This is a genomic window from Leisingera sp. SA215 (assembly GCF_055902035.1).
On sequence record NZ_JBVVXU010000011.1, the window covers coordinates 65932 to 86854 of the forward strand.

General features: G+C 63.1%; 13 protein-coding genes and 1 pseudogene. All 14 read left to right on the plus strand.

Annotated features, from left to right (window positions below; genetic code table 11):
- Position 1 precedes the first annotated feature (1 nt).
- The 14 genes and pseudogenes from tssH to AC0KW6_RS13500 all read left to right on the plus strand — a co-directional run bounded on the left by tssH (position 2) and on the right by AC0KW6_RS13500 (position 20906).
- Entirely contained in the window at positions 2-2725 is a 2724-nt protein-coding gene (gene tssH / locus AC0KW6_RS13435; protein ID WP_474035133.1) for a type VI secretion system ATPase TssH, read from the plus strand.
- A 35-nt stretch (positions 2726-2760) separates the two neighbouring features.
- On the plus strand, positions 2761-2961 hold the full coding sequence (locus tag AC0KW6_RS13440; protein WP_474035134.1) for a hypothetical protein: 201 nt from the start codon (positions 2761-2763) through the stop codon (positions 2959-2961).
- Between the two features lie 69 nt (positions 2962-3030).
- Entirely contained in the window at positions 3031-3885 is an 855-nt protein-coding gene (locus AC0KW6_RS13445; RefSeq protein WP_323775932.1) for an ion transporter, read from the plus strand.
- Positions 3878-4378 (plus strand): annotated as a pseudogene (gene tssB / locus AC0KW6_RS13450) (type VI secretion system contractile sheath small subunit); the annotation flags it as partial. The gene AC0KW6_RS13445 and the pseudogene tssB, both read left to right, overlap by 8 nt.
- A gap of 531 nt (positions 4379-4909) precedes the next feature.
- Positions 4910-8512, plus strand: a complete 3603-nt coding sequence (locus AC0KW6_RS13455; RefSeq protein ID WP_474035172.1) for a type VI secretion system contractile sheath domain-containing protein — start codon at positions 4910-4912, stop codon at positions 8510-8512.
- A gap of 64 nt (positions 8513-8576) precedes the next feature.
- Positions 8577-10688 (plus strand): type VI secretion system Vgr family protein, encoded by a 2112-nt coding sequence (locus AC0KW6_RS13460; protein WP_323775933.1) that lies wholly within the window; start codon positions 8577-8579, stop codon positions 10686-10688.
- A 9-nt stretch (positions 10689-10697) separates the two neighbouring features.
- Positions 10698-11306, plus strand: coding sequence for a DUF6931 family protein (locus AC0KW6_RS13465; RefSeq protein WP_474035135.1), 609 nt, complete (start codon positions 10698-10700; stop codon positions 11304-11306).
- 15 nt (positions 11307-11321) lie between these two features.
- Positions 11322-11624: a PAAR domain-containing protein gene (locus AC0KW6_RS13470; protein WP_024092578.1), complete on the plus strand. Its 303-nt coding sequence runs from the start codon at positions 11322-11324 to the stop codon at positions 11622-11624.
- 8 nt (positions 11625-11632) lie between these two features.
- Positions 11633-13108, plus strand: a complete 1476-nt coding sequence (gene tagH, locus AC0KW6_RS13475; protein WP_474035136.1) for a type VI secretion system-associated FHA domain protein TagH — start codon at positions 11633-11635, stop codon at positions 13106-13108.
- A gap of 47 nt (positions 13109-13155) precedes the next feature.
- Positions 13156-14496: a type VI secretion system baseplate subunit TssK gene (gene tssK, locus AC0KW6_RS13480; RefSeq protein ID WP_323775937.1), complete on the plus strand. Its 1341-nt coding sequence runs from the start codon at positions 13156-13158 to the stop codon at positions 14494-14496.
- A 14-nt stretch (positions 14497-14510) separates the two neighbouring features.
- On the plus strand, positions 14511-15935 hold the full coding sequence (icmH, locus tag AC0KW6_RS13485; protein ID WP_474035137.1) for a type IVB secretion system protein IcmH/DotU: 1425 nt from the start codon (positions 14511-14513) through the stop codon (positions 15933-15935).
- Positions 15932-19504: a type VI secretion system membrane subunit TssM gene (gene tssM / locus AC0KW6_RS13490; RefSeq protein ID WP_474035138.1), complete on the plus strand. Its 3573-nt coding sequence runs from the start codon at positions 15932-15934 to the stop codon at positions 19502-19504. The genes icmH and tssM overlap by 4 nt, the downstream gene beginning before the upstream one ends.
- A complete protein-coding gene (gene tagF, locus AC0KW6_RS13495; protein ID WP_323775940.1) occupies positions 19504-20184 on the plus strand; it encodes a type VI secretion system-associated protein TagF in 681 nt (226 codons plus the stop codon). The genes tssM and tagF overlap by 1 nt, the downstream gene beginning before the upstream one ends.
- Positions 20184-20906: a PP2C family protein-serine/threonine phosphatase gene (locus tag AC0KW6_RS13500; protein ID WP_323775941.1), complete on the plus strand. Its 723-nt coding sequence runs from the start codon at positions 20184-20186 to the stop codon at positions 20904-20906. The genes tagF and AC0KW6_RS13500 overlap by 1 nt, the downstream gene beginning before the upstream one ends.
- Positions 20907-20923 lie beyond the last annotated feature (17 nt).

A 20923-nucleotide genomic window follows, 5' to 3' on the forward strand; every position in this document is an offset into this window, starting at 1 on the left:
GATGACCGAGATCAGCCGCGTGGCGCTGTTTGGCAAGCTGAACAAGCTGGGATACCAGGCCGTTGAGAGCGCAACCGTGTTCTGCAAGATGCGGGGCAACCCCTATGTCGAATTGGTGCATTGGATGCATCAGCTGCTGGCGCAGCAGGACAGCGACATGCACCGGATCATCCAGCATTATGATCTGGATGCCGGCAAGATTGCCACCGAACTCACCCGCGCCCTGGATATGCTGCCGCGCGGGGCCTCGACGATCTCGGACCTGTCGGACCACCTGATGGATGCGATGGAACGCGGCTGGGTCTGGGGCTCGCTGCTGTATTCCGCGGGCCAGGTGCGCAGCGGCCATCTGTTGCTTGGCATGCTGAAGACTCCGGCGCTGCGCAACATCCTGTCCTCGATGTCGCCGGAGCTGGCCAGGATCGGCGCTGATGATCTGGCCGACAACTTTGATAAGGCAACCGATGGCTCGCCCGAGGAACGGCTGGGGGCACAAGACGGCTCCAACGTCACCGGCGGCGGGGCGGAGCCGGGCGAGGCTTCGGGGTCGATGGCGCCGGGTGCGATGGGCAAGGGCGAAGCGCTGCAGCAGTTCTGCACCGATTTGACCGAACAGGCCCGCAATGGCGAGATCGACCCGATTGTCGGCCGGGATGAGGAGATCCGCCAGATTGTCGACATCCTGATGCGGCGGCGGCAAAACAACCCGATCCTGACCGGCGAGGCCGGGGTCGGCAAGACCGCGGTGGTCGAGGGTTTTGCCCTGCGGATCGCGCGCGGCGACGTGCCGCCTGCCTTGCATGATGTGCGGCTGCTGATGCTGGATGTGGGCCTGCTGCAGGCCGGCGCCAGCATGAAAGGCGAGTTTGAGAACCGCTTGCGCCAGGTGATTGACGAGGTGCAGGCGAGCCCGGTGCCGATTGTGATGTTTGTCGATGAGACCCACACGCTGGTGGGGGCCGGCGGTGCGGCGGGCACCGGCGACGCGGCCAACCTGCTGAAACCGGCGCTGGCGCGCGGGACGCTGCGGACTATCGGTGCCACCACCTGGGCCGAGTACAAGAAATACATCGAGAAGGATCCGGCGCTGACCCGGCGCTTTCAGGTGGTCAAGATCGACGAGCCGGACATTCCGAAGGCGATCCTTATGATGCGCGGCATTGCCTCGATGCTGGAAGGACATCACCGGGTGCAGGTGCTGGACGAGGGGATCGAGGCTGCTGTCAGCCTGTCGGCCCGGTACATCCCGGCGCGGCAGCTGCCGGACAAATCGGTGAGCCTGCTGGATACGGCCTGTGCCCGCGTGGCGGTCAGCCAGCATGCGGTGCCGGCCGAAGTGGACGACAGCCAGCGCCGGATTGAGGCGCTGACCACCGAACTGGAGATCATCGGCCGGGATGAAACGGCGGGTTACGAGGTTGCTGACCGGCGCGAGGCGGTGGAGGCGGCAAAGGCAGTTGAAGAGAAAAGGCTGGCCGGGCTGACCGAGCGCTGGGACAAGGAAAAGGCGGTTGTCGAGGGCATTCTGGACCTGCGCGCCAAGCTCCGGGAGGGGGCCGCGCCCGTGGATGAGCCGGCTGATGCCGGGGACGACGCGGCGGAGGGCGCCGCCGGAAGCCCGTTGACGGAGGACGAACGCGCCGGGCTGATGCGGCAGCTGAAGGACAAGAATGCCGAGCTGGAAGCGCTGCAGGGCGACTCGGCGCTGATCCTGCCGATTGTGGATCATCAGGCCGTGGCAAGCGTGGTGGGCGACTGGACCGGCATTCCGGTGGGCCGCATGGTCAAGGATGAGATTGAGACCATTCTGAATCTGGAGGAACGCCTGGCGCAACGGGTGATCGGCCAGGATCATGCGATGAAGATGATCGCCAAGCGCATTCAGACCAGCCGCGCCGGGCTGGATAACCCGAACAAGCCGATCGGGGTGTTCATGCTGGCCGGGACCTCGGGCGTGGGCAAGACCGAAACCGCGCTGGCGCTGGCCGAGGTGCTGTATGGCGGTGAGCAGAACGTCATCACCATCAACATGTCGGAATACCAGGAGGCCCATACCGTCAGCTCGCTGAAAGGCGCGCCGCCCGGCTATGTCGGTTATGGCGAGGGCGGGGTGCTGACCGAGGCGGTGCGGCGCAAGCCCTACTCGGTGGTGCTGCTGGATGAGGTTGAGAAGGCGCACCCGGATGTGCATGAGATCTTCTTCCAGGTATTCGACAAGGGGGTGATGGAGGACGGCGAAGGCCGCATCATCGACTTCAAGAACACGCTGATCCTGCTGACCTCGAATGTCGGCACCGAGACGATCATGGATCTGTGTTCCGACCCGGACCTGATGCCGGAGCCGGAAGGCATGGCGAAGGCACTGCGCGACCCGCTGGTCAAAGTGTTCCCGCCGGCCCTGCTGGGGCGTCTGGTGGCGATCCCCTATTATCCGCTTAGCCCGGAGATGATCGGGGAGATCACCAAGCTGCAGCTGGGCCGGATCCAGAAGCGGGTGCAGGAAACACATGGGGTGCCGTTCGAATATTCGGACGCCGTGGTCGAGGAAATCGTCAACCGCTGCCAAGAGCTGGACAGCGGCGGCCGGATGATCGACGCCATCGTCACCAACACCATGCTGCCGGATATCTCCAACGAATTCCTGCGCCGCCTGATGGAGGGCAGAGAAGTGCAGAAAGTCGCCATTGGAGTCACCGGCGGGGAGTTCACTTACGCGTTTGATTGATCGCGCCTGAGGGTAAAATGCGGGAAGGAAGCCCCATGGTTAAACAAGTCGTGATGGACCTGAAGAACCTGGACATCAAAGTATCCGGGCTGGAGCTGGTCGAACCGCCGGACCTGTCGTTCAAGGTGGTGGTCGAGCTCGGCAAGAAGATGGAAAAGCATCCCGTCAAAGACAAGAGGACTCAGCTGGTGATCACCAGCAAAGCGCTGGACGGGACCGTGTTCGACGCGGCCTGATGGATGGAAAAGGACCGCCGGGCGCCAAATGTGCCCGGCAAGACGCAAACGACCGGGTGGAGAATTGTATTGGACAGCAGCGCGCAAACCGCAGTGACGCTCCGGGACAGGGCCCGGGAATTTGTTGAGCGCACATGGGTGACCAACGCCATTCTGGGGGTGATCATTTTCAACGCGATCACTCTGGGGATGGGCACCTCTGATACTGTCCAGGCCCATGCCGGCGGTCTGCTGGATGTGATCGACCGGGTGGTGCTGGGCATCTTTGTGGCGGAGCTGGCGCTGAAGCTTTTTGCCTATGGCCTGCGCTTTTTCACCTCGGCCTGGAACATATTCGATTTCGTGGTGGTGTCGGTGGGTCTGCTGCCGGACAGCCAGGGCCTGTCGGCGCTGCGCGGCCTGCGCGTGGTGCGGGCCCTGCGGCTATTGTCGGTGGTGCCGCAGATGCGGGCGGTGGTGCAGGCGCTGCTGGACGCGCTGCCGGGCATGGGGGCTGTGATCGTGATGATCTCGATCGTGTTCTATGTGTTCGGGGTGATGGCGACGCTGATGTACGGCGATACCTTTGACGCCTGGTTCGGCACCCTGGGAAGGTCGCTCTATTCGCTGTTCCAGATCATGACGCTGGAAAGCTGGTCGATGGGTATCGTGCGTCCAGTGATGAAGGAATTTCCCTTCGCCTGGGCGTTCTTTGTGCCCTTCATCGTGATCACCGCGTTTTCGGTCCTGAACCTGTTCATCGGCCTGCTGGTCAACACCATGCAGTCGGCGGTGGAAGCGGAGGCCGAGGCCGAATTCGAGCAGCTGCGCGATCTGGTCAAATCGGAGACTGACGTGGTGGATGCGCATGTCCTTGAGCTGCACGAGGAAATCAAGGCGCTGAGGGCGGAGATCGCGCAGATGAAAGGGCGGGACGATGGCTGACAGCTCGCAGAAATTCATCGCCCGCAACCGGGCCCCGCGTGTTCAGATCGAATATGACGTGGAGCTTTATGGCGCCGAGAAAAAGGTGCAGCTGCCCTTTGTGATGGGGGTGATGAGCGACCTGGCAGGCAAATCCACGGTCGAGCAGCCCGCGGTTGCCGACCGCAAGTTTCTGGAAATCGACGTCGATAATTTTGACGAGCGGATGAAATCGCTGGCGCCGCGCGCGGCATTCACGGTTCCCAACACGCTGACCGGAGAGGGCAATCTGGCGGTTGATCTGACGTTTGAAAGCCTGGCGGATTTTTCGCCGGGGGCCATTGCCGCCAAGGTGGATGCACTGCGTCCGCTGCTGGAGGCGCGCACCCAACTGCAGAATCTGATGGCCTATATGGACGGCAAGACCGGCGCCGAGACGCTGATCGAGACGATCCTGAACGATCCGTCGCTGCTGGCGGCGGTGTCGGCGCCGCCGGGGGATGCGGGCAGCGCGGCGGCCTTGGAAAGCCTGCGCAACCTGGAGCTGCCCGGGGAAGAGGCCGGCAGCAGCGATGATGTGCTGGCCGGACTTGCGGCTGCGGCACCGGCGGCTGCGGCCCCCGAAGATACGTCCGGCGGAGTTCTGGACGCGCTGCGCGACGCGGCGCCGGAAGATCAGGCGGCTGAGGATGCCTCGGCGGGGGTTCTGGAAGGTTTGCGGGAGGCGGCCCCCGAGGATGCTGCAAGCGAAGATGCATCCGCTGACGTGCTGGCCGGGCTGAGCGCCGCCGCACCGGCAGACCCCGAACCGCGGGACGACGCGGCGGATGCCTTGGCGGCTTTGGCTGCGGGCGGCGTGCCGGAAACGAAAGAAGAGGACGGGGCGGACACAGTTCTGGAGGGGTTGGCGCAGGCGGAGCTGCCTGAAGCGGTGGAAGCCGATACCTCCGGCGATGTGCTGGCCGGGTTAGCGGCGCAGGAACCCGCGGACGCTGGCGGGGAGGATGCGTCAGGGGCGGCGCTGGAAAGTCTTGCAGCCGTGGAAATGGCGGAAACTGAACGGGAAGATCATTCCGGTGTTCTGGACTCGCTCGCAGATATTGATGTGCCGGAGCAGGCAGATACGGCGGCGGAGGATGCGCTGGAAGGGCTGGCGGCGGTTGAAATTGCTGAGCAGCCCGCGGAGGATCACTCCGGCATCCTGGACGGGCTGGCAGAGCGGGCGCCGGAGGATGAAGCGGAAGACGATACCGCGGGTGCCGCCTTGGAGAGTTTGGCGGCGGCAGATGTTCCGGACGCGGATGCGGCTGATGAGACCGCATCGGTTCTGGATGAACTGGCCGCGATCGAAGCGGACGGCGGCGGCGATGACACGGCGGGTGCCGTGCTGGACAGCCTGGCATCGGTGGAGCTCACTGAGGACCAAAAGGAAGATGTTGCCGGCGTTCTGAGTGAACTTTCCGAGGTTGAGCCAGAGGCAAAGGATGACGGCGGCGAAGCCGCTGCGGTGCTGGACAGCCTGGCTGAAACAGCGGGCGAAGACGATGTTGAGGAAGGCAGCTTGGACGCCGTTCTGGACGGCCTGCTGGACGATGCTGAGGTGGAGGAAAACACCGGCCGCGCGGCAGAGGATGCACTGGACAGCCTGGCCTCGGCCGAGACTGCAGAAACGGCGGAAGACGAGGCCGGTGATATTCTCGAAGGCTTGCTGGAGGGGGGCCTGGAACAGGATGAAGACACTGCTGAAGATCTGGGGGCGGTGCTGGACAGCCTTGAAACGCCCGAGGAAACTGACGGCGGGGACAGTGCGGCCGACGTGCTGGCCGGGCTGGTGGAGGATCTTCCGGAGGACGCGCCAGTGAAGGAGGATGGCCTGGACGGTATCCTTGGCGGTCTGGAAGAACCGGAGGACGATGCCGGGGACGGCGGTCTGGATGATTTGCTTGCGGATCTTGACGGCGATGCGCTTGGCGAGGACGCGGCGGAGGACGTCCCGGATGACATGCTGGCGGGCCTGGGCGAAGACGAAGACGCCGACGGGGCTGGCAGCGCACTCCTGGAACCGGATGCCTTGCCGGAGGGTGGAGAGGATGCGGAGGCGCCGGCCGGCGATGATGCTCCGGACAGTCTTTTGGGAGACCTGACTGACGAGGATGAGCTTGTATCCGCGGAAGATCCCGATGCGCTTTTGAGGGGACTGGAAGAAGAGCCGTCCGTGGATGCAGCGGAGGATCGCAGCAGCTTGGGTGATTTGCTGGGCGGATTGGATAGTTCAGCGCCCGCAGATGAGGACAGTTCCGAACTGAATGCGCTTGTTGATGGCGGGGACGCGGAGGGCGGCGATGATCTGGACAGCTTGCTGGGCAGTCTGGACGAGCCGGAAGATGCCGCGGCTGAAGATGAAGACGACAGCAGTCTTGATGATCTGCTAGGCAGTTTGGACGATGATGCCGCCGCCAAAGATGATCTGGATGCGCTGCTGGGCGGTCTGGAGGACGACGGCGCAGAGGCGGCGGAGGATGCCAGCCTTGATGATCTTCTGGGTGATCTCGGCAGCGAGGAAGAGGAGGGCGATCTGGACGGTCTGCTGGCAGGCCTCGGCGAGGAGGCTTCGGCGGAAGAGGCCGAAGATGACGGCAGTGCCGAGGATGACCTGGATGCTCTGCTTGGCGGTCTGGGGGATGCGGAGTCCGACCTGGACAGCCTGATGGGCGATAACGGGGATATGGATCTTGATGATCTGCTGGGAGATCCTGGTAGTGATGGCGAGGATGCCGGAGACGCGGGCGGCGAAGATCTGGGCGCGCTTTTGGAAGATCTGGACGCCGGGGAGGGTGACCCCGCGGCAGAGGCTGCGGCGGTTGACGTGCCGGATGATCCTGAATTCGCTTATGGCACCCTGAGCGCGGACCGTCCTGACCCGCAGAAGCTGGAGCGCAAGCGGTTCCGGCTGGCCATTCTGGGGGATTTCTCAGGCCGCGCGGCCAAGGGCCAGCTGGAGACCGGCGATGGTCTGGCGGCGCGCAAAGCGATCCTGCTGGATCCTGACACGGTCGAGGATGTGATCGAGAGCTTTGCGACCGAGCTGGTGCTGCCGATCGGCAAAGAGGGTGCCGGGATTGCGGTGAAGCTGAAGGATCTGGACGGGCTGCACCCGGATGAGCTGTATGAAAACGTTGAGCTGTTTTCTGAGCTGGCGGGACTGCGCAAACAGCTGCAAAGCGGTGCGACCGCGGACCATGCGGCGGGCACGCTGAAGGCCTGGGCTGAGAAATACGGCACCAGGGCGCGGGCGCCGAAGCGGACCTCGGCGGGCAATTCAGTGCCGGCCGACAGGCGGCTGAGCGCGTTTCAGAAGTTGATCGGGGCAACCGGCATCACCCCGCGCCCGGCCTCGCCGGTGGAGGAGGTGCTGGCGCGGATCGTCGGCCCGCATATCCGGGCGCTGCCGGACCCGGATGCGGCGGCGATGCAGAAAGCGGTGGATGAAGCGCTGGGGCACGCGATGCGGCTGGTGCTGCACCATCCTGAATTCCAGTTGGTGGAGGCGCAGTGGCGCTCGCTGGACCTGATGGCGCGCTCGATCGAGGCCGACGATACGCTGGATGTGATGCTGTATGACATCTCGGCCGAGGAATTGGCGGCGGATCTGGCGGCGGAAGAAGATCTGTCGAAAACCGGGTTTGCGCGGCTTTTGACCGGTGCGCCGCTGGACGAGGAGACCGGGCGCGGCGGCTATTCGGCGCTGATCGGCATGTATCAGTTTGAAGAGACGCCGCCGCATGCGGAGCTGCTGGGCCGAATTGCGCGGGTGGCGGCGCATGTGGATGCGCCGTTCTTTGCCGCGATTTCGCCGGAGTTCCTGAAGACGCCGAAGGCGGAGCGGCCCAAGCTGGTCGCGGACGCCTGGGATACGCTGCAGGGCATGGCGGAGGCCGGGCATCTGGGGCTGATCAGCCCGCGGTTCCTGCTGCGGCGCCCCTATGGCGAGAAGACCGAACCTTGTTATGAGTTGGATTTTGAGGAGTTTACCGAAACAGAAGGTCTGAAGGGCATGCTTTGGGCCAATCCGGTGGTGCTGGTGGCAATCCTGCTGGGGCGGTCGTTCCGTGAGAACGGGCCGTCGCTGCAGCTGGGTAAAATCATGACTTTGGGGGAGATGCCCTATCATTATGTGAACGACAAGTTCGGCGACCAAGTGGCGCTGCCCTGCACCGAGCGCAATATTGACCTGGACAAGATTGCACTGGCGCAAGAACGCGGGTTCATGGCGGTGAGCGCGGTCAAGGGGCGGGACGAGGTGCGGCTGACCTCTTTCAATTCGCTAAAGGGCAGCGAGATTCTGGGGCCCTGGACCGGCTTGCCGGCGCCGGAGCCCTCGCCGCCTGATCCGCGGGGAATGCCGGAACCGGCAACTGCTGCGGGCGAGACCGAGGACGGCGATGACCTGGATCTCGATTTGGATTTGGGCGGAGATGATGGGGATGATCCCGGCCTTGATGATCTGGATCTTGGAGACGGCGGCGGGGATGACGATGGTCTTGGGGATCTGGACGACCTGTTGGCGTCGTTCGGGGACGACGGCGATGACGATGACGACGACGGCGAAATGGATGCAGACCTCGCCGCGCTTTTGGATGATTTATGATGCGGATGTTTGAGAACACTGCCGGCGATTTCCGGCCCGGTTCCCGTCGCGGAAAGGAGGACCCATGGTTGTAAGCAAGGGCCATGAAAACGACCTCGCCTGGATGTCGGGGACATATTCCACCGACGGGCTGCAGATGAGCCGTGCGATTGTGCGCGAAGGGCTGAGCAAGCTGACCGAGACCACGATCGAATTTGCCGCAACCAAGAGCCAGCCCAAGCTGCAGGATCTGGTCGGCAAGCAGATGAATGTGCATGTGATGCGGCAACAGACCGAGCATCAATTCAACGGGCTGTGCGTTTCGGTCGAGTATCTGGGCTTCCGCAACGGGTATGAGATGTATGTGGCGGAGGTGCGCCCCTGGTTCTGGCTGCTGACGCGGACCAGCGATCTGCGGGTCTTTCAGGAAAAGACCTCTGTCGATATTATCAAGCAGCTGTTCAGCGAGCACGGCTTCAGCGATTTCACCGACAAGCTGAGCGATTCCTACGAAGCGCGCGAATATTGCCTGCAGTACCGGGAGAGCGATTATGCCTTTCTGAGCCGGCTGATGGAGGAAGAGGGGATTTACTTCTACTTCGACAGCCCGGCCGGCGATACCGCGCGGGAGAAGCTGGTGCTGTGCGATGGGGTCAGCGGACATTCTCCCATCAAGGGCGGCGCGGCGATTGAATTCCATGCCCGCGACGACAGTGACCGCCGCCGCGAAGAGCATATCTCGGAATGGGCCAAGGAGGAAATCCTCACCCGCGGCAAGGTCACGCTGAATGATTTCAACTTTGAGACGCCCTCGGCGGATTTGACGGCGGCCACCGCGATTGCCAAGGGGAACCACTCCTACAAGAACTACGAAGTGTACGACTACCAGGGCCGTTATCCGTCCAAGACGCCCTTGGGGGACAAGCGGTCGCGGGTGCGGATGGAAGCGGAGGCGATCAAGCACATCCGCTGGCGCGGTGCATCAAGCGTGGCGACGCTTGGCACCGGCAGCACCTTCACGATGGAAAAGCACCCGGTGAAGGAAAACAACAAGGAATATCTGGTCATTGAGACTGAGCACCATATCAAGGTGGCTTGGGATTACGGCGAACGGGAAAGCCAGAAGACGGAGAAGGTTGCGACCAAGGGCGCCATGCGCCGCGATCTGAAACCGAAGAATATGGATGTGCCCGAAGAGATGGAGCATGACGTCTATGCCTCGACCTTCAGCGCGATCCTGAAGTCCGATCAGTTCCGGGCGCCGCTGGTGACCCCCTGGCCGGAAGTGCAGGGGCTGCAGACCGCGACCGTGGTCGGCCAGGATGGTGAAGAGATCTGGACCGACGAGCATGGGCGTATCAAGATCCAGTTTCATTGGGACCGCGAAGGCAAGGACAATGAAACCTCGTCGTGTTTTGTGCGGGTGGTGACCCCCTGGTCCGGCAAGAACTGGGGCATGGTGGCGATCCCGCGCATGGGCCAGGAGGTTGTGATCCAGTTCGAGGACGGCAATCCGGACCGGCCGATCTGCACCGGGATGCTTTACAACGCGGAAACCATGCCGCCCTATACCTATCCCGACGATCAGACCCAGCTGGGGATCAAGACCAACTCCTCCAAGGGGGGCGGCGGCTATAACGAGCTGATGTTCGATGACAAGAAGGACAGCGAACTGATGCGGGTGCAGGCCGAGAAGGATCATCAGATGCTGGTCAAGGACCGCTCGACGGTGACGGTTGGCATGGATGCGCCCGACCCGGAAGTGACCGGCGCCGATGAAAAGAGCTATGTGTTCACGGTTCAGCAGCACATGACGGAAACCGTGCATGAGGGCGACCGCACCGAGGTGGTGGAAACCGGCGACAAGTCCGAGAATATCCAGACCGGAAACATGACCCTGGACGTGGATACCGGCAATCTGACCGAAACCATCGCCCAGGGCAACCATACGGAGACTGTGTCGCTGGGCAATTTGACCGTGGACGTGACCGCGGGCAAGATCGCGATGACTGCGGGCCAGGAGATCAAGCTGACCGTGGGTCCTTCCTCGATCAAGATCGACAATTCCGGTGTTACGATCAATGGGCCGATGATCAAGATCGAAGGTTCTGGAATGGTTGAGGCCAAGGCGCCGATGACCACCGTGAAAGGCGAGGCCATGCTGACCCTGAAGGGCGGCCTCACGATGATCAACTAGGTGGTGCAGATGTCGGCAAGATTTGAAAAGCTGGTGAAAATGCCCGCTGACCCGGTGGCCAAGCTGTTGTCGCGGGCAAATGTCATCCTGAAAACTCCGCTGGAGGCGCCGCCGACGGCGCAGGCAGGCGTGGTGCTGGAGGAACTGGACCGCAAGGGCGCGCTGGTCGATCTGCTGCGGCTTCTGGCGGTGCTGCTGCCCCCGCGGGAGCGGGTGTGGTGGGCCTGCCTGGCGGCACGCGACTACATCGGGCCGCGTTCGGACCAGGATCCGGCCTCGCTGACGGCGTCGGAGACCTGGGTGTTTGAGCCATCGGAGGAAAACCGCGACAAGGCGCGCATCACCCTGGATCATGCCTATGTGGATGATGACACGGTGAACTGCGCGCTGGCGGTGCTTTATGCGGCCGGAACGCTGGGACCGGGAGAATTGAATCAATATCCGGCCCCGGCAGGGGCGTCCGAGGCGGCGGCCTTTGCCATGAATATGGTGGCCTTGGGTCAATTGTCTGATAAGTTTGAAGAACACGGCGGCGTTCTGATAGAGCGGGCGCTGGATATTGCGCGTGGCGGCAAGGGACAGGTGGTTCAGGTGCCGGAAGCGGCAACGCATAGCTGAGGGAGGATTAAAGGTATGGGAATGCCACAGGCCCGGATGACGGATTTGCATGCCTGCATGCTGCCCTCAACCCCGCCGCCGCCGGTTCTGCCGGTGCCGACGCCGATCCTGCCGCCCTGCGCGGTGACAGTGCTGGTGGCGAACCTGCCGGCCGCCCGTCTTGGGGATATGTGCACCGCCGCGCCCGCGCCGCATCCGATCATCAAAGGCTCCGCCACAGTGCTGATCAACAACATGCCGGCCGCGCGGATCCTGGACAACACCGCCTGCGGCGGCATGGTCGTCAAGGGTGAATTCACCGTGCTGGTGGGAGGTTAGGCCCAAAAATGGGAGTGACGCTGAAATTCCAGAGCTCGGGCGCGATGCCCGGCGATGCGGCCCCTGTTCCAATGCGGGGTCCGAGCCTGACAGTGGGACGCGGCGCCAGTTGCGATCTGGTGCTGCCCGACCCCGATCAGCAGCTGTCGCGCAATCATTGCGTAATCGAGGATCACAACGGCAATGTGGTGGTGGTTGATCTCAGCTCGAACGGCACCTTTCTGAACTATTCCAAGATCCCGCTGGGCCGCACGCCGACGCCGCTTAACAACGGGGATGTGCTGTGCGTCGGCAACTATGAGCTGGTGGTGGAAATCCGCGACGATCTGGCGGATATCGGCGGCATGATTGCAGCACCCGCCGCGCAGGGGGCGGCCTCGCACGGCAATGCCGCCAATGCGCCGGACCCATTGCAGCTGCTGGAAGATGCCGGGCCGGGCGGTGATTTCCTGGATGATCTGCTGGGCGAGGGGCTGAAGGGGCCTGCACAGCTGAACCCGGTGGATCCGATTGATGAGCTGCTGCCGCCCCTGGGCGAGGAAGAAGATCCCTTCTTTCAAAAAGCCAGCGACGGGCGTGAGGGGGAGGGCGCGAGTCTTGCCAACCACAACCCGGCCGCTTCGGACGGGTTTGCAGTGCGTGCAGCGCAGTCCAATATGATCCCGGACGATTGGGACGATGATTTCCTGTCCGGTATAGGCGAGCCGGAAACCCCGGCGCCTGACCCCGACCCGCAACCCGTGCCGCCGCCGCGCGAGGTTCCGTCCCCGGTGCCGGAAACCCCGCCCGCAGCACCACCGCCGGAAGTGCCGCCTGCGCCGCCGACCGAGATACCGCCGGTGCAGGATACGGCTGCCGGGGAAGCGAAAACCATTGCACCCGCGGCAGCACCTCCGGCGCAGGCGCAGGACGCAGTGGCCGCGTTCCTGAAGGGCGCGGGCGCCGAAGTCAGCCTCGATCCGGCGGAACAGGCCAGCACCATGGCGCGCATGGGCCGGGTGATGCGGACCCTGGTCACCGGCCTGCGCGAAATCCTGATGACGCGGACCTCGATCAAGTCGGAATTCCGGATTGAGCAGACGATGATCTCGGCCGGCGGAAACAATCCGCTGAAATTCTCGATCACGCCTGAACAGGCGGTTGAAGCGATGGTCCGCCCGGCAACCAAAGGCTACCTGAGTCCGGAATCCGCTGCCGAAGAAGCGCTGCGCGACATCAAGGCGCATGAGGTGGCGATGGTCACCGGCATGGAGGCGGCGCTGAAAGGCGTGCTGAAGCGGCTCGACCCCAAGGCGCTGGAAGGCCAGATCGAAACCAAAGGCGGCCTCAAGGGTCTTTTGCGAGGCAAAAAGGCACAATACTGGGACGTCTATGAACAGCTTTATGCAGAGATATCCGACCAGGCTGAGAATGATTTTCACGACTTGTTCAGCCGCGAGTTCGCGCGTGCCTACAAGGATCAGCTGGACAGGCTGAAGGACTGATGCGCACCGCGCCGCTGGCGCGTGCCCGCAACTGAGAGGAGATCCCGGTGTCCTGGGACAGTAAAGTACTTTGGACGGAGGGGCTGTTTCTGCAGCCGCATCACTTCCAGCAGTCCGACCGGTATACCGAGGCATTGGTTGCCGGGCTGGCGCGGCGGCTCAGCCCTTATGCCTGGGGCGTCAACGGGCTGGAGATCGACCATGAGGCGCTGAAAATCGGCCAGTTCGCGGTCAAGTCCTGTGAAGGGCTGACCCATGACGGCACGGTGTTCCGGGTGCCGATGGCGGATCCGCATCCGCCGGCGATGGAGGTGCCGTCGACGATCAAGGATTGCATCGTCTACATGACCGTGCCGCAGCGCCGCCAGGGCGCCACCGAAGTGGATCTGAGCGGCGCCGAACGATCCGCCAGCCGGCTGCGCCCGGACAAGCAGGAAGTGACCGATGTGACCTCGACCGAGCGCAAGCCGGTGGAGCTGGATGTGGGCAAGATGCGTCTGCAGTTCGCGCTGGAGGTGGATGACCTGGCCGATCTGCTGGCGATCCCCGTGGCGCGCATCATCGAGGTACGCCCGGACAAGGAGATCGTGCTGGACCAGGCCTTTGTCCCGGCTTGCCTGGATGTGCGGGCGGCCCCTGCGCTTAGCGGTTTCCTGCGCGAACTGGAGGGGCTGCTGGCGCACCGGATGGAAGCGCTGGCAGGCCGCTTGTCGGAAGCGGGCGGTGCCCGCGGGGTAGCGGATGTGTCGGATTTCATGCTGCTGGCGGTGGTCAACCGGATGCTGCCGCAGGTACGCCACCTGCGCAATATCGAGAATCTGCACCCCGAACGCCTGTTCACCGCCTGCGCCGGGCTGGCCGGGGAACTGTCGGTGTTCATGTCGACCGAAAAACAGGCGCCGGAGTTTCCGCCCTATACCCATGACAACCTGGTCGAGTGCTTTGCCCCGGTGATCCGGGTGCTGCGCCAGTATCTCAGCTCGGTGCTGGAGCAGACCGCGATCCCGATCAAGCTGGAGGCGCGCAAATACGGCATCTCGGTCGGGGTGATTGCCGACCGCAAACTTCTGGGAAATGCCGGTTTTGTGCTGGCGGTCAGTGCCGACATCCCGGCCGAAGACGTGCGCAAGCATTTCTCGGGCCAGGCCAAGATCGGCCCGGTGGAGGAAATCCGCCAGCTGGTGAATTCCGCCCTGCCGGGGATCACGCTGCGGCCCTTGCCAGTGGCACCGCGGCAGATCCCCTATCATTCCGGCGTGGTCTACTTCGAGATGGATGCGGACAGCCCCTACTGGCGCAAGATGACCACATCGGGCGGCATCGCGGTGCATGTGTCGGGCCAGTATCCGGGGCTTAAGATGGAGCTTTGGGCGATCCGTAATGCATAAGGGAAAATGCTGAGATGGCTGATTATGACGATCCCTTTGCCGAACCGGGGGATACCGATAAGACGGTGATCAAGCCGAACCCTGGCGGGCGGCGGCCGGCAACGCCGGTGCAGCAGCCGGAGACACCGCAGGTCCAGCCTGCGGCAGGACAGACTGCCGAGTCGGAGCTGGATGCCTATGGCGTGCCGCAGGCGGCTGCACCGAGGCCGCAGGCTGCCGCAGGCGGGGCGAAGGCGCCGAAGATGGCGCTGACGGGGATGAACCAGCTCACGGCCTGTGCCTCGACCCTGTTTGCGCTGATTTCCCGCATCCGCAACCGGGCTCAGCATATGGACCCCGATGGTTTGCGCAAGAATGTGGTGGCCGAGGTGCGGGCGTTTGAAAACCGCGCGCTGCAGGCGGGCATTGCTGCGCAGACCGTGAAGATCGCGCGTTATGCGCTGTGCGCGACCCTGGATGACGTGGTCCTGAACACGCCCTGGGGCGGGCAATCCGCCTGGGGGCTGCAGTCGATGGTCGCGACCTTCCACCGCGAGGTGGTTGGCGGCGACAGGTTTTATGACCTGCTGGCGCGGCTGGAGAAGGAGCCGGGTGGCAATATCGATATGCTCGAATTCCTGTACATGTGCCTGTCGCTGGGGTTTGAGGGCCGTTTGCGGGTGGAGCAGGGCGGTTCCGAGAAACATATGCAGATCCGCGGCGCATTGGCCCGGATCATCCGGAATCAGCGCGGCCCGGTGGAGCGCGATCTGTCACCGCATTGGGAAGGCCTGGTCAAACCGTTCAAGGCGCTGTCTGTCTGGCGGCTGGTGTGGATCACCCTGGCAGCCACCGCGGCGGTGCTGGCGTTGCAGTTCCTGGGTCTCAGCTGGATGCTGTCGAACAAGACCGAGAATGTGGTCGGGCAGCTGACGATTGTCGATTCCGGCCCCAAGGCAGAGCTGGAACGGCGCGCGCCGCCGCCGCCGCCGCCGCCAACCGCGCCAACGACCGAAGAACAAATCGCCAAGGTCACCGGCTTCCTGGAGCCGGAGATCAAGGAAGGCATCGTGCAGGTCTTCCAGAAGGGCAACACGCTGATTATCCGGCTGGCCGGTTCCGGCATGTTCGGTTCCGGCTCGGACCAGCTCAGCCAGAAATTCCGGACCTCGGTGAACCGGGTGGCAGAGTCGCTGAATGACGAAAAGGGCAAGATCATCGTGGCGGGCCATTCCGACAATATTCCCATCCGCTCGTCCCGATTCCCATCCAACATGGCGCTGTCGCTGGCGCGTGCGAAATCGGTGATGGCAGGGATGGCCAAGGTGATGACCGATCCGGACCGGTTGTCGGCCGAGGGACGCGCCGACAAGGAACCGATTGCAGACAACAGCACCCGCGCAGGGCGGGCCAAGAACCGCAGGATCGAAATCCTGCTGGTTCAGGAGGTTGAAGGATGATCCGCCGTTATATCTTTCCCCTGTTCCGGTCGATCTACACCATCCTGCTGGTCCTGGCAGCGGTGCTGTCGGCCTGTGTATGGTTTTTCGCGCCGTTCATCGGCGGCGGGGAGTGGCGTCCGTTTGACAGCGTGATGTCGCGGCTGATCACCATCGGGGTGATCTTCCTTTTGTATTTCATCACCATTGGCATCATCTTCTGGCGGCGGCGCCGCAAGGACAAGGAGATGACCGAGGAGATCGCCGAGGCGGTGGATACATCGGAAGATGATGTGCTGTCCGAGGAAATCGGCGAGCTGCGCGGCAAGTTCAAGATCGCGATGAAGGAGCTGCGCAAGTCCAAGGGCGGGCGGCGTCACCTGAACGATCTGCCGTGGTACATCATGATTGGCCCGCCGGGTGCAGGCAAGACAACGGCGATTGTCAATTCCGGCCTGCAGTTCCCGCTGGCCGAGAAACTTGGCAAGGCCGCGATCGGCGGCGTCGGCGGCACCCGCAACTGCGACTGGTGGTTCACCAATGACGCGGTGCTGATCGACACGGCGGGGCGTTACACCACCCAGGAAAGCGACGCAGAGGCGGACAATGCCGCCTGGCTGGGCTTTCTGGGGCTGATGAAGAAATACCGCAAGCGGCAGCCGATCAACGGTGCGATCATTGCGATTTCATTGTCGGATCTGTCGCTGCAGGATGAGATTACCCAGAAAAGCCATGCTGCCGCCGTGCGCCGCCGCCTGGCGGAGCTGCGCGAAAAGCTGGGCGTGCGTTTTCCGGTCTATGTTCTGTTCACCAAAGCGGACCTGATTGCCGGCTTCCAGGAGTTCCATGACTCGCTGGGCAAGGAAGACCGCGAGCAGGTCTGGGGCTTCACGCTGCCGTTGCCCAAAGGCAAGAAGGAACAGCCGCCGATTGCCGGGTTTGATGAGGAATTCGGTTTGCTGCTGGGGCAGATCAATGCGCAGCTTCTGGAGAAGATGCAGACCGAGACCGACCATCAGCGGCGGGCGCTGATCGCTGGTTTTCCGGCGCAGGTTGCCTCGATGCGCGGGGTGGCGCGCGACTTCCTGACGGAGGTTTTCCAGGACAACCGCTATGAACAGCGCCAGATGCTGCGGGGGATTTACTTTACCTCGGGCACCCAGGAAGGCACGCCGATCGACCGGCTGATGCTGGGCATGGCGCAGACTTTCGGCATTGGGCGGCAGGCGATTGGCACCGGGCATGGCACCGGGCGGTCATTCTTCCTGACCCGGCTGTTTGAAAGTGTGATGTTTCCAGAGGCCGGACTTGTGTCGGCGGATGACAAGGTGGAACGGCGCTACCGCTGGACCCGCCGGATTGCGATCACCGCGACTGTGCTGGTGGCAGTTGCAATGGGGGCGCTTTGGGTGCGCTCTTATCTGAAGAACACCGATCTGATCACCCAGGCCGAAGGCCAGGTTGCCGCCTATCAGGCCGCCGCGGCGCAATTGCCGCCCAGCCCGGTCGGCGACACTGATCTGGTGCCGGTGGCCGCTGCGTTGAATAATCTGCGCGACATGCCGGGCAATCCGGTGCTGTCGGATCCGGAGCCTGACAGGGCGATGACCTATGGCCTGTATCAGGGCGAGGTGATCGGCACTCAGGCGGCACAGACCTACCGTGGGGCGCTGAACCGGCGTTTGCTGCCGCGGCTGCTGGTGCGGCTGGAGCAGCAGATCGAAGGCAATATAAACAATCCCGACACGCTGTATGAGGCGCTGAAGATCTATCTGATGCTGGGCCTGCAGGGGCCGATGAACCAGGATCTCGTCAAGGAATGGATGCGGCTGGACTGGGAGCGGATTGCCTATCCCGGCATCGCCCGCAACCAGTTGCGGGCGGATCTGATGGACCATCTGACCGCGCTTTTGTCACAGCCGATGGAGGAGATTGCCCTGAACGGACCGCTGATTGCCCAGGCGCAGAACATCCTGTCGGAAATGCCGCTGGCGCAGCGCGTCTATAACGGCATCCTGAACTCTCCAAAAGCCACCAGCCTGCCGAAGTGGCGGATCACCGACGTTGGCGGACCGTCTGTCACGCGGGTGCTGGTGCGCAGTTCCGGCAAACCGCTGAACGAGGGGATCGAGGGTATCTTTACCTATGACGGTTTCCACAATGTGTTCCTGCCGGAGGCTGTCAGCGTTGCCGAGCGGGTGCACCGTGAAGCTTGGGTGCTGGGTGAGCAAAACGAAACGGCCCAGAACAAGGCCGTGCTGCTGAAGCTGAGCCGCGACGTTCTGGACCTGTATTACAACGATTACATCAGCCGCTATGACCAGATCCTGGGCGATATCGACATCATCCCGCTGGAGTCGCTGTCCCATGCGGTGGAAGTGACCAACGTGCTGTCCGGGCCGACCTCGCCCATCGTCAACATTCTGACCGATGTCGGTTCGGAAACCCGGCTGGACGAGGACAAATCGGTGCTGGATGCGGGGTCGCTCGCGGTCGGCGCCCAGAATGTGGCGGCGATCGAGGCACGGTCCAACCTGTCGATCCAGGGCCAGATCCTGCTGGAAGCGCTGGTCAGTTCGGCGGAGAATGCACCTGGTCAGGCTGCAAAACCGCCGGGCGCCTATGTGCAGGAGCGGTTCGAATGGCTGTTCAATCTGGTGAACCGGCCCGAAGGCCAGCCCTCGCAGCTGGATGACCTGATGGGGCAGTTGCAGCAGGTCTATCAGGAGCTGAACAAAATGTCCTTCTCTGGCGTCGCCACGGGCGGGCAAAGCGGCCAGGCGCTGCTGCAGTTCCAGCAGACCGCCAGCCGGATGGGCGGGCCGCTGCCCCGCTGGGCGACGCAAATCTCGGCGGGCTCCTCGGGGATCACCTCGGAAGGCACCCGGGCGTCGATCAATGCGCGCTGGCAATCGGCGGTGCTGCCGTTCTGCGAACAGGCGCTGTCGAACCGCTACCCGTTCAACCGCTCGGCCCGCGCCGATGTGGCAATGGCGGATTTTGCCAAGCTGTTTGCCCCAGGCGGGATGATTGACGGGTTTTTCAATGATCAGCTGTTGAAATACGTCGATACCCGCAGCCGTCCCTGGACCTGGAAACGGGTGAATGACGTGGATCTGGGCATCAGCCCGGCGGTGCTGCAGCAGATGCAATATGCCTCCGAGATCAAGGAAGCGTTCTTTGCCGGCGGTGCCCAGCCGGCGGTGCAGTTCCAGATCACCGTCAATGCGCTGGACCCGAAAGCGAAGGAGGTGGTGCTGGAGATCGATGGCACAAAAGTGGCCTATAATCACCGGTCCGGCGCACCGACGCCTGTGGCCGTGACTTGGCCGGGGTCGGTCGGGCTGGCGCGGATCACCCTTTTGCCTAAGAAGCGCGACGCCGAGAATGCCATGTCACGCGATGGCCCCTGGGCCTGGTTCCGGCTGCTGGATGCGGCTGAGGTGCGGCGCACCAATGTCTCTGACCGGCGGCGGGTGAACTTCCGTGTTGGCGGGCGTCTGGCGCTGTTCGAGCTGCAGTCCGGGTCGGTGATTAACCCCTTTGCCCTGCCGGCTATGGCAAAATTCAGCTGCCCGAAGTCGATGTAATGGCAGGGTTCGGTGCATTCGGTAAGATGCCTTCAGCCGGAGATTTTTTCCGGCTGAACACGCCGGGCGGGTTTGTGCGGGTCTGGGATGCCTGGCTGCAGCAGGTTATGCTGGACGGGCGGGGGGCATATGGTCCCGGTTTTGATGCCTGTTATATGACCGCGCCGATCTGGCGGTTTACCCTGCCTGCCGGACTGGCCGGTGCGCAAAGGGTAATCGGGGTGCTGATGCCCTCGGTCGACCGGGTTGGCCGGCGGTTTCCGCTGACGCTGATGGCGGCGCTGCCAGGGAATGGTCCGGCTGCCGTGCTCCATTTAGGCGAGGGGGCGCTGTTCGAACGGCTGGAGGATGTGGCGCTGGATGCATTGGAGGATACGATGACCAAGGACAGCCTGGCGGAAGCACTTGCATGTATTCCAGTGCCGGGGATGCGGACTGCGGCGCCATTGCCGGGCAAACGCCGGGACCTTGTTTTGGCCGGTGCCCAGGGGTCGGAAGTGCTGTCTGGCGCCTTGGAGGATGCCGCGCTGGACGAAAGGCTGACTGGATGCAGCCTGTGGACGGCGATGCTGGATGGCGTGCCGCGGACACTGGCCTGCACAGGTCTTCCGCAGGACGGCACCGCATTGGGTCTTTTTGATCCAGCAGCGCCGGTTTGGGCGGATGCGGAGGGGCTGTGATGAACCAATTGCGCAAATACCGCTATACCGCGCAGACCCATGTGGGGCTTAAACGCAAGGTCAACGAGGATGCGGTTCTGGCGCTGCCGGAGCATGATATCTGGCTTGTAGCAGACGGAATGGGGGGGCACGACGCAGGGGACTATGCCAGCCGGCTGATCGCTGATGCGGCGGCCACGATCCCGCTGGGCCTGGATCCTGCGGCGCGGATGCATGCGCTTCGGGAGGCAATACAGAACGCACATAAGGTGATCCGCGCGGAGGCCGAAGCCCGTGGCGGCGGCACAATAGGATCGACTGTTGCGGCGCTGGTGATGGCGAACCAGCATTTTGCCGGTCTATGGGCCGGCGACAGCCGGATCTACCGGTTGCGGGGCGGCCATATCGAAATGCTGACCGAGGATCACTCGGCTGTGGCTGAATTTGTGCTGGCCGGCAAAATGACATGGGACGAGGCGGAACAGCATCCGCAATCCAACGCGATCACCCGTGCTGTGGGTGTTGGGCAGGAGTTGGAAATCGATAAGATCCGCGGCAACACGGAACCTGGCGACCGCTTTCTGATCTGCTCGGACGGGCTGACAAAATATGCCACCTTTCAAATCCTGGAGGATGCGCTGACCGGCACACCACTGGAAACCGTCGGCGATCAGTTGATCCAGATCGCGCTGAACGGGGGCGGTGCGGACAATATTACCGCTGTGGTGATTGATGTCCTGTGACGCCGCCGTTTCCCCGC

Bases quoted from the DNA above. Each gene is read 5' to 3' on its own strand.
- tssH (WP_474035133.1), top strand. From the start codon at position 2: ATGACCGAGATCAGCCGCGTGGCGCTGTTTGGCAAGCTGAACAAGCTG.
- AC0KW6_RS13440 (WP_474035134.1), top strand. From the start codon at position 2,761: ATGGTTAAACAAGTCGTGATGGACCTGAAGAACCTGGACATCAAAGTA.
- AC0KW6_RS13455 (WP_474035172.1), top strand. From the start codon at position 4,910: ATGGCGGAAACTGAACGGGAAGATCATTCCGGTGTTCTGGACTCGCTC.
- AC0KW6_RS13460 (WP_323775933.1), top strand. From the start codon at position 8,577: ATGGTTGTAAGCAAGGGCCATGAAAACGACCTCGCCTGGATGTCGGGG.
- AC0KW6_RS13465 (WP_474035135.1), top strand. From the start codon at position 10,698: ATGTCGGCAAGATTTGAAAAGCTGGTGAAAATGCCCGCTGACCCGGTG.
- AC0KW6_RS13470 (WP_024092578.1), top strand. From the start codon at position 11,322: ATGGGAATGCCACAGGCCCGGATGACGGATTTGCATGCCTGCATGCTG.
- tagH (WP_474035136.1), top strand. From the start codon at position 11,633: ATGGGAGTGACGCTGAAATTCCAGAGCTCGGGCGCGATGCCCGGCGAT.
- icmH (WP_474035137.1), top strand. From the start codon at position 14,511: ATGGCTGATTATGACGATCCCTTTGCCGAACCGGGGGATACCGATAAG.
- tssM (WP_474035138.1), top strand. From the start codon at position 15,932: ATGATCCGCCGTTATATCTTTCCCCTGTTCCGGTCGATCTACACCATC.
- tagF (WP_323775940.1), top strand. From the start codon at position 19,504: ATGGCAGGGTTCGGTGCATTCGGTAAGATGCCTTCAGCCGGAGATTTT.
- AC0KW6_RS13500 (WP_323775941.1), top strand. From the start codon at position 20,184: ATGAACCAATTGCGCAAATACCGCTATACCGCGCAGACCCATGTGGGG.